This window comes from Cryobacterium fucosi (genome assembly GCF_004403515.1).
Classification (GTDB): Bacteria; Actinomycetota; Actinomycetes; order Actinomycetales; family Microbacteriaceae; genus Cryobacterium; species Cryobacterium fucosi.
The window spans coordinates 1-8142 of record NZ_SOHH01000080.1 but is presented as its reverse complement, the minus strand read 5'-3'; the positions used below and the strand labels follow the sequence as shown (position 1 = coordinate 8142).

At 69.3% G+C, this 8142-nt stretch carries 8 protein-coding genes; 4 read left to right on the top strand and 4 right to left on the bottom strand.

What is annotated here, in order from left to right; translation table 11 throughout:
• Positions 1-75: 75 nt before the first annotated feature.
• The 3 genes from ddaH (at position 76) to E3T48_RS11850 (ending at position 4935) form a co-directional block, all read left to right on the top strand.
• A complete protein-coding gene (ddaH, locus tag E3T48_RS11865) occupies positions 76-861 on the top strand; it encodes a dimethylargininase (protein ID WP_134524266.1) in 786 nt (261 codons plus the stop codon).
• Between the two features lie 550 nt (positions 862-1411).
• The gene (locus E3T48_RS11855) at positions 1412-3133 is read left to right on the top strand and encodes an ABC transporter ATP-binding protein (RefSeq protein WP_134524267.1); all 1722 of its coding nucleotides are present in this window, start codon (positions 1412-1414) and stop codon (positions 3131-3133) included.
• Complete coding sequence (locus tag E3T48_RS11850; protein WP_134524265.1) at positions 3130-4935, top strand: ABC transporter ATP-binding protein; 1806 nt, start codon at positions 3130-3132, stop codon at positions 4933-4935. Before E3T48_RS11855 ends, E3T48_RS11850 begins: the two co-directional genes overlap by 4 nt.
• Positions 4936-5051: 116 nt before the next feature.
• On the opposite strand, the gene E3T48_RS11845 is transcribed toward E3T48_RS11850, so the two are convergent.
• The 3 genes from E3T48_RS11845 to E3T48_RS11835 all read right to left on the bottom strand — a co-directional run bounded on the left by E3T48_RS11845 (position 5052) and on the right by E3T48_RS11835 (position 6450).
• Positions 5052-5492, bottom strand: coding sequence for a cupin domain-containing protein (locus E3T48_RS11845; protein WP_241986790.1), 441 nt, complete (start codon positions 5490-5492; stop codon positions 5052-5054).
• A 168-nt stretch (positions 5493-5660) separates the two neighbouring features.
• A complete protein-coding gene (locus tag E3T48_RS11840) occupies positions 5661-5984 on the bottom strand; it encodes an MGMT family protein (protein ID WP_134524264.1) in 324 nt (107 codons plus the stop codon).
• A 13-nt stretch (positions 5985-5997) separates the two neighbouring features.
• On the bottom strand, positions 5998-6450 hold the full coding sequence (locus E3T48_RS11835; RefSeq protein WP_134524263.1) for a GNAT family N-acetyltransferase: 453 nt from the start codon (positions 6448-6450) through the stop codon (positions 5998-6000).
• 144 nt (positions 6451-6594) lie between these two features.
• Here E3T48_RS11835 and E3T48_RS11830 point away from each other — a divergent pair, with 144 nt between their 5' ends.
• The gene (locus E3T48_RS11830) at positions 6595-7809 is read left to right on the top strand and encodes an NADP-dependent isocitrate dehydrogenase (protein WP_134524262.1); all 1215 of its coding nucleotides are present in this window, start codon (positions 6595-6597) and stop codon (positions 7807-7809) included.
• Between the two features lie 133 nt (positions 7810-7942).
• Here the strand turns inward: E3T48_RS11830 and E3T48_RS17050 are convergent.
• Positions 7943-8142, bottom strand: a 200-nt coding sequence (locus E3T48_RS17050) for a hypothetical protein (RefSeq protein ID WP_206751163.1), incomplete at its 5' end; no start/stop codon positions are given.

Genomic DNA, 8142 nt, shown 5'->3' with positions numbered 1-8142 from the left:
CCGCTGCGGGGGAGTCGCGACACTCTCGCGCAGCGGCGCCGCGCCCGGCCGGGTCCCGGGCCGTACACTGGCGGGATGGAACCCGTCGCCGTGCCCCAGCCTGCCCCGCGCGCCCTCGTGCGCCGTCCCGCCCGTAACCTGGCCGAGGGGCTCCTGACTCACATCGAGCGCGCCGAGGTCGACCCGGCGCTGGCCGAGACGCAGTGGCGCGGCTACGTCGCCGCGCTCGCAGCCGAGGGCTGGGAGACCATCGAGGTCGAACCCGCGCCGGAGTTGCCGGACTCCGTCTTCATCGAGGATGCCGTGATCATCTTCGGCGACATCGCCGTCGTCGCCAGCCCGGGCGCCGAGACCCGCCGGGGCGAGACGGCCGGGGCCGAGGCCGCCGTGGCCCGGCTCGGCATCCCGGTGCGCCGCCTCGATCTGCCCGGAACCCTCGACGGCGGCGATGTGCTCAAGGTCGGCCGCACCGTCTATGTCGGACGGAGCCTCCGCACCAATGACGAGGGCATCGAAGCGTTGCGGGGCATCCTCGCCCCTCGCGGCTACACGGTCGTCGCCGTGCCGATCAGCCGCGCGCTGCACCTCAAGACCGCGGTCACCGCGCTGCCCGACGGCACCGTGATCGGCTTTCCGCCGCTCGTCGACGACCCGTCGGTGTTCGAGAGCTTCCTGCCCGTTCCGGAGGCCCACGGCACCGCGGTCGTCGTGCTCGACGACCGCACCGTGCTGATGTCCTCGGCCGCTCCGCGCTCCGCGGAACTCTTCGCCCGGCGCGGCTACCGCGTGGTCGCCGTCGACATCTCCGAGTTCGAGAAACTCGAGGGCTGCGTCACCTGCCTCAGCGTGCGGGTGCGCTGACGGAATTGTCCCTTGCGCCCGGCGAGCATCGGTCGTAGTCTAAAAGGCTGCCTGATCAGGGGGGCACAGTACCGAACACGATGCGCTCAGGAGGCCGACATGACAAAGACAGCACAGCGACAGCTCGCAACGGATGCGAACCTCGGCGCTGCCTGTGGCGCCCGCCTCCGCCCCGCCAGCGCCGCCTAACCGCCCTCCGCCCCGCCAGCGCCGCCCAACCCGCCGGGAAACGCACCGGCACGACCGGCTCTCGCACCTGCACGACCGGCCCTCGCACCAGCCCGCTGCCCGCGCACCGGAAGCTCCCAGGCTTCCGCCCGTCGCCGACGGAACACGATCGGCGTCGGCACCCACCGGCGCCTCACCGCGCCCCAGCACGCCGCGCACCAGAACACTGACATTTCAGGACTCACACGTGACCACGCTCACCGACCACGAACATCCGATCGACGCCGCAGGGGACACCCCGCCCAACCGGAGGACCACCCTCCGGACCCTGCTGCGTCTCTACCCCTACGCGAGGCCGGCCCTGCCGCGCCTCACCCTCGGCATGCTCGCGGCGCTCCTCGCCGCGCTCGTCGCGCTCGCCATCCCGCAGGTGCTGCAACGGCTCGTCGACGGTGCTTTGTCCCGGCAGGACTCCGCCCAGATCTGGCCGGCCGTGATCGTCATCCTCGCACTCGGCGTGCTCGAGGCGGTGCTCATCGCGCTCCGGCGCTGGTTCGTGCTCGGCCCGGGCACGCACATCGAGGCCCGGATGCGCAACGCGCTCTACGCCAGGCTGCAGGACCTCCCGGTCTCGTTCCACGACCGGTGGCCGAGCGGCCAGCTGCTCTCCCGCGCCGTCAGCGACCTCAACCAGATCCGGCGCTGGATCTCGTTCGGGCTCGTCCTCCTCGTGGTCAACCTGGTCACGATCGTGATCGGCGCGGTCATCCTGGTCTCGATGAACTGGGTCCTCGGCGTCATCTTCCTGGTCTGTTCGGTGCCGCTCTGGATCGTCGGCTACCTGTTCGAGGAGAAATACTCCGTCGTCGCCCGGCGCAGCCAGGATCAGGCCGGCGACCTGGCGACGGCCGTCGAGGAGTCGGTGCACGGCATCCGCGTGCTCAAGGCGTTCGGGCGCGGCTCGTTCGCGTTGAAGAATTTCTCCGCGCAGGCGGAAAGCCTGCGCGGCACGGAGATCGAGAAGGCGCGGGCCATCGCCGGCATCTGGCTCTGGCTGCTGCTCGTGCCCGACGTCGCCTTCGCGCTCTGCCTCGTCGCGGGCGTCTGGCTGGCGAGCCAGGGTGAGCTCACCGTGGGCGGCCTCGTCGCGTTCTTCGCCACGGCGACCGTGCTGCGCTGGCCGGTCGAGTCGATCGGCTTCCTGCTGTCGATGACCTTCGACACCCGCACCGCCACCGACCGGTTCTTCGACGTGCTCGACGCCCCGAACACGATCACCGACCCGGAGAACCCGGCCACGATCGACCACCCGCGGGGTCGGCTTGCGTTCGAGGACGTGCACTTCCGCTACCCCGACTCGCCCGGCCGGTTCCCCGACCTGCTCGACGGCGTCGACCTGGTGCTCGAACCCGGCGAGACGATGGCCCTGGTCGGACTGACCGGCTCAGGCAAGTCGACGCTCACGGCGCTCACCACCCGCCTCTACGACGTGACGGCGGGCGCGGTGACCCTCGACGGGGTGGACGTGCGCGCCCTCGGCCGCGAGGAACTGCGCCGCCACCTGGCGATGGCGTTCGAGGATGCGACGCTGTTCTCGGCATCCGTGCGCGACAACGTGCTGCTCGGCCGCCCCGAGTGGGCCGAACGCTCCGGCGACGCGGATGCCGCGCTCGAGGAGGCGCTGCAGGTGGCCCAGGCGGGGTTCGTGCACGAGCTCCCGCAGGGCGTGGACACCCTCGTCGGCGAGGAGGGCATGTCCCTCTCCGGCGGTCAGCGGCAACGACTCGCGCTCGCCCGCGCCGTCGCCGCGAAACCCGCGGTGCTCGTACTCGACGACCCGCTCTCGGCGCTCGACGTGGACACCGAGTCGCTCGTCGAGGCCGCGCTGCGGGAGGTGCTCGCCTCCACCACGGCGCTGGTCGTGGCCCACCGGCCGTCCACGGTCATGCTCGCCGACCGGGTGGCGCTGCTCGAAGGCGGCCGGATCACCGCTGTCGGCCGGCACTCCGACCTGCTCCGGCAGAGCGAACACTACAAGTTCGTCATTTCCAGCCTGGAAGACGAAGAACGACGCGAATCCGCACGGAAGGAGGTGACGCTGTGAGCGTCACCGGAGTCGAAGGAGAAGAGCGCAGCAATTTCAGCGCCGCGGAGAGCAGACAGATCCGGGCCAGGTCGTTGCGCCTGCTCGGGTCGCTGCTCGCCCCCGTGCGCTGGCCCGTGATCGCGGCGATGCTCATCGTCGTGCTCTCGACCATTGCGCAGGTGGCCGGTCCGGCGCTGATCGCGTACGGCATCGACCGGGGGCTGCCGGCGCTGCTGAACCAGGACTGGTTCCCGCTCGCCGCCACCGGGGCGGTCTACCTGCTCACCGGCGTGATCGGCGCCGGCCTGATCGCCTGGTACACGCTGATGTCGGCCAGGATCAGCCAGGGCGTGCTGATCGACCTGCGCAAACGGGTCTTCCTCCACACCCAGCGGCTGAGCCTGGAATTCCACGAGTCCTACACCTCCGGCCGGATCATCTCCCGGCAGACGAGCGACCTCGACGCCATCCGCGAGCTGCTCGACTCCGGCATCAACCAGCTCGTGCAGGGCCTGCTCTACATGACATTCACCGCGATCGCCCTGTTCGCGCTCGACGGCATGAGCGGGCTCGTGCTGTTCGGGTCGCTGGTGCCGCTGCTCATCCTCACCCGCTGGTTCCAGGTGCGGTCGCAGACGCTGTTCCGGCAGTCGCGGACCGCGTCGGCGAGCCTGATCGTGCAGTTCGTGGAGACGATGACGGGCATCCGCGCGGTCAAGGCCTTCCGGGCGGAGAGGCGCAACGAGAAGGTGTTCGGCGAACTCGTCGAGGACTATCGCAAGGTGAACGGCCGGGTCATCCAGCTGTTCGGCATCTTCGACCCCGGCCTCGTGCTGATCGGCAACGTCGCGGTCGCCGTGGTGCTCCTGGTCGGCGGCTTCCGGGTCGCCGACGGGCAGCTGGCCATCGGAGCCCTGCTGGCGGCGCTGCTCTACACCCGGCGCTTCTTCGACCCGATGGAGGACATGGCGATGTTCTACAACTCGTACCAGTCCGCCGCCGCGGCGCTGGAGAAGATCTCCGGCGTGCTCGAGGAACACCCCGGCGTGCCGGACCCGGTGGCGCCGGTCGACCTCTGGAAGGCGCGCGGACTGGTGGCGTTCGACCAGGTGAGCTTCGGCTACCAGAGCGACCGGGTCATCCTGCCCCGGTTCGACCTGACGATCCCGGCGGGGCAGACCATCGCCCTGGTCGGGTCGACGGGGGCGGGCAAGTCGACCCTGGCCAAGCTGATGGCCCGGTTCTACGACCCCTCGGACGGCCGGGTCAGCCTCGACGGGGTCGACCTGCGCGACCTGCACCCGAAGGACCTGCGCCGCGCGATCGTCATGGTGACCCAGGAGGCGTACCTGTTCAGCGGGTCCGTCGCCGACAACATCGCGATCGGCAAACCGGATGCGACGCCCGCCGAGATCGTCGCGGCGGCCAGGGCGGTCGGCGCGCACGACTTCATCGAGGGGCTGCCCAGCGGCTACGACACCGACGTCAACAAGCGCGGCGGGCGAGTCTCGGCCGGGCAACGGCAGCTGATCTCGTTCGCGCGGGCGTTCCTCGCCGACCCGGCCGTGCTCATCCTCGACGAGGCCACCTCGAGTCTGGACATCCCCAGCGAACGGCTGGTGCAGCAGGCCCTGCAGACCTTGCTGGCCGACCGCACCGCCGTGATCATCGCGCACCGGCTGTCGACCGTGGCGATCGCCGACAGGGTGCTCGTGATGGAGCACGGCCGGATCGTCGAGGACGGCACCCCGGCGGACCTCATCGCGGGCACCGGGCGCTTCGCCCAGCTGCACGCAGCGTGGCGGGAGTCGCTCGTCTGACCTCGGGCAGCCGCGGTCCGTCCTCGCGGCGCACCGTGCGGAGCGGGGCGCACGGTAGAACGTGCGCCCGCTTCCGCACGGTGCGCCGCGACGTGATGCCGTCGACGCCGGTCAGGTCAGGCGAATCCCCAGGCCTTCTCCTCATCGCTCGAGGCGTCGGACAGCGGGGTGCCGGTCAGCGGGCGGGGCGCCACGGGGCCCAGCGGGTGGTAATTCGGGTCCCGGGGACTCACGGCCGCCTCCTTGAGCTCGACGAAGATCGCGTGAGTCGGGGTCTTGCCGATGTTGAGGCCGGCGTGCTCCTGGGCCGGGAGCCAGCGCGTCTCGCCGGCGGGCAGCTCGACGTCGAGCTCGCGGCCCTCGGCCGACAGTCGCCGGGAGTAGGCACTGAGGGTGATCATCACGCTGTCGGGGTGCTCGTGCGGGTTGGTCTCATCGCCTGGAGCGTCGAGGAATTCGAGCACGCGAACACGCTCATTTTCGAGGAGAACCCGGTAGAGGCCTGGGTCGGTGACGAGGGGATCCAGGGGATCCGTGACTTTCTTTTCGCTGTCCATGTGGCACGGTAACACCGTTGAGCGCCGCCGAACAAGGGTTCGGAGTTGACCGGCGGACGACGTCCGGGTCGATCGCCGCCGGTGCCGGAGACACCTTGACGCGTTCGCGGAGCGGGACGAGGCGGGAGGACCTCACGCCTGGCACGCTCGCGGAACTCGTCATCCTGCTCAGGCTCCCCCCGGCGACCAGCGCGCCATCGCGTAGTCGACCCGGTAGCCGGGCGCCAGAGCGTTGAGCAGGGGTGTGCCCTCGGTCCGGTAGTGCGCCAGGGCGCGCGCCTCGTGTTCGACCGGCGGATGCCCGCCGGCACGGATGACCCGCCACCACGGCACATCCGACCCGTAGTGCGACATCACCTGGCCCACCACCCGGGCGCCGCGCGAGCCGAGCACGGCCGCGACATCCCCGTAGGTCATCACCCGGCCGGGCGGGATCGAATCGACGATGTCGAGCACGTGGGTCACGAACGGGCTGTCCGGGGCAATGCGCATCGGGTCGCCTCGGTCAGAGCTGCAGGGAACCGATCACTTCGCCGTAGGCGGTCTGGCCGATGTCGCGGAAGCCGATCCGGTGGAAGAACGACTCCGGGCCCTCCTCGCCGGGTTCCCAGATCACGGTGATGTGGTCGAAGCCGCGCCCCCGCGCCTCCTCAGCGAGAGCCTCGGCGGCGAACTTGCCGACGCCCTTTCCCTGCGCGTTCGCGTCCACGTTGATCCGCCAGATGCAGGCGCGGAACTCCTCGTGCGCCGATTCGGGGTCGAAGTTGCCGTGGATGAAGCCGGCCACCTCGCCGTCGAGCAGCACGACACGCTGCCAGGCCGTGGCCGGGTTGATCACGGATGCCGCGACCGAGTACGAGACGGGAGCAATGTATTGTTCCTGGCCCGGCTTCAGGCTCAGGGTATTGGCCGCAACAATATTGCGTGCGGACAATTCTTCCAGTCGTAGTTCACCCATAGCAACAGGCTAACGTGCGCCCGGGGACGCCGGTAGTCGGGGTTTCCGCCGACCCGGTAACTGTCTCGATGTCAAGATAGTTGCGTCCCTCTAGTAGAATTGCCGTGGCCATTCAGGCCCCCCGACATTCTGAGGAGAAATTCATTGGCGAAGATCAAGGTTGAAGGCACTGTCGTCGAGCTCGACGGGGACGAGATGACCCGCATCATCTGGCAGGCGATCAAGGACACCCTGATCCACCCGTACCTCGACATCGACCTCGAGTACTACGACCTGTCGATCCAGAAGCGTGACGAGACCAACGACCAGATCACGGTCGACGCCGCCCGGGCCATCCAGACGCACGGCGTCGGCGTCAAGTGCGCGACCATCACGCCGGACGAGGCCCGGGTCGAGGAATTCGGCCTGAAGAAGATGTGGGCCTCGCCCAACGGCACCATCCGCAACATCCTCGGGGGCACCATCTTCCGCGAGCCCATCATCATCTCCAACATCCCGCGCCTCGTGCCCGGCTGGAACAAGCCGATCATCATCGGCCGCCACGCGTTCGGCGACCAGTACAAGGCCACGAACTTCCGTTTCGAGGGCGAAGGCACGCTCAGCATGACCTTCACCCCGAAGGACGGCAGCGCGCCCCAGGAGTTCGAGGTCTTCCAGGCTCCGGGCAGCGGCGTGGCGATGGGGATGTACAACCTCGACAAGTCGATCATCGACTTCGCCCGTGCCTCGCTCAACTACGGCCTTGAGCGCAACTATCCCGTGTACCTCTCCACGAAGAACACCATCCTCAAGGCCTACGACGGCCGGTTCAAGGACATCTTCCAGGAGATCTTCGACGCCGAGTTCAAGGAGCGCTACGAGGCGGCCGGCCTCACCTACGAGCACCGCCTCATCGACGACATGGTCGCATCCGCCATGAAGTGGGAGGGCGGCTACGTCTGGGCCTGCAAGAACTACGACGGCGACGTGCAGTCGGACACCGTGGCGCAGGGCTTCGGCTCACTCGGCCTGATGACGAGCGTGCTCTCCACCCCCGACGGCACGGTCGTCGAGGCAGAGGCGGCGCACGGCACCGTGACCCGCCACTACCGCCAGCACCAGCAGGGCAAGCCCACCTCGACCAACCCGATCGCGTCGATCTACGCCTGGACCCGCGGCCTCGCCCACCGGGCCAAGCTCGATGCGAACCCGGCGCTCGCCGAGTTCTCGCACACCCTCGAGGACGTCGTCATCAAGACGGTCGAGAGCGGCAAGATGACCAAGGACCTCGCGCTCCTGGTCGGCCCGAACCAGGGCTACCTGACCACCGAGGAATTCCTCGCGGCCATCGCGGACAACCTGCAGGCGCGGCTGGCCTAGCCCACTCCGCGTTCGCGCCTGCCCCCGTCAAATTCGACGGAGAAATTGCCCAGAAAGCTCGTGAGAAGCCTGTTTTGGCCCGTTTCAACCAGAATCTCCGTCGAATTGGCGGGGCGGATGCCTCCGGCCGGCTTCACGTGCGCACGGCTCGTGCTCTGAGGAGTGCGCGTCGAAACGGATGCCCGGCCCACGGACCCGGGCCGGGCATCCGCTCCCGATAGACGAGCCTGTCCTTGCTGGCGTGGCGCGCCGCCCGCGTGCACCAGGAGGGACCGGCCGACGTCGGCCGGTGCGCGGGGTGCCGGTGCGGGGCGCGGCGGGTGCCGGTGCGGG

Coding starts and splice junctions, on each gene's coding strand:
- E3T48_RS11840 (WP_134524264.1), bottom strand. CDS start 5,984: ATGCGCATTGCCCCGGACAGCCCGTTCGTGACCCACGTGCTCGACATC.
- E3T48_RS11855 (WP_134524267.1), top strand. CDS start 1,412: ATGCTCGCGGCGCTCCTCGCCGCGCTCGTCGCGCTCGCCATCCCGCAG.
- E3T48_RS11845 (WP_241986790.1), bottom strand. CDS start 5,492: ATGGACAGCGAAAAGAAAGTCACGGATCCCCTGGATCCCCTCGTCACC.
- ddaH (WP_134524266.1), top strand. CDS start 76: ATGGAACCCGTCGCCGTGCCCCAGCCTGCCCCGCGCGCCCTCGTGCGC.
- E3T48_RS11835 (WP_134524263.1), bottom strand. CDS start 6,450: ATGGGTGAACTACGACTGGAAGAATTGTCCGCACGCAATATTGTTGCG.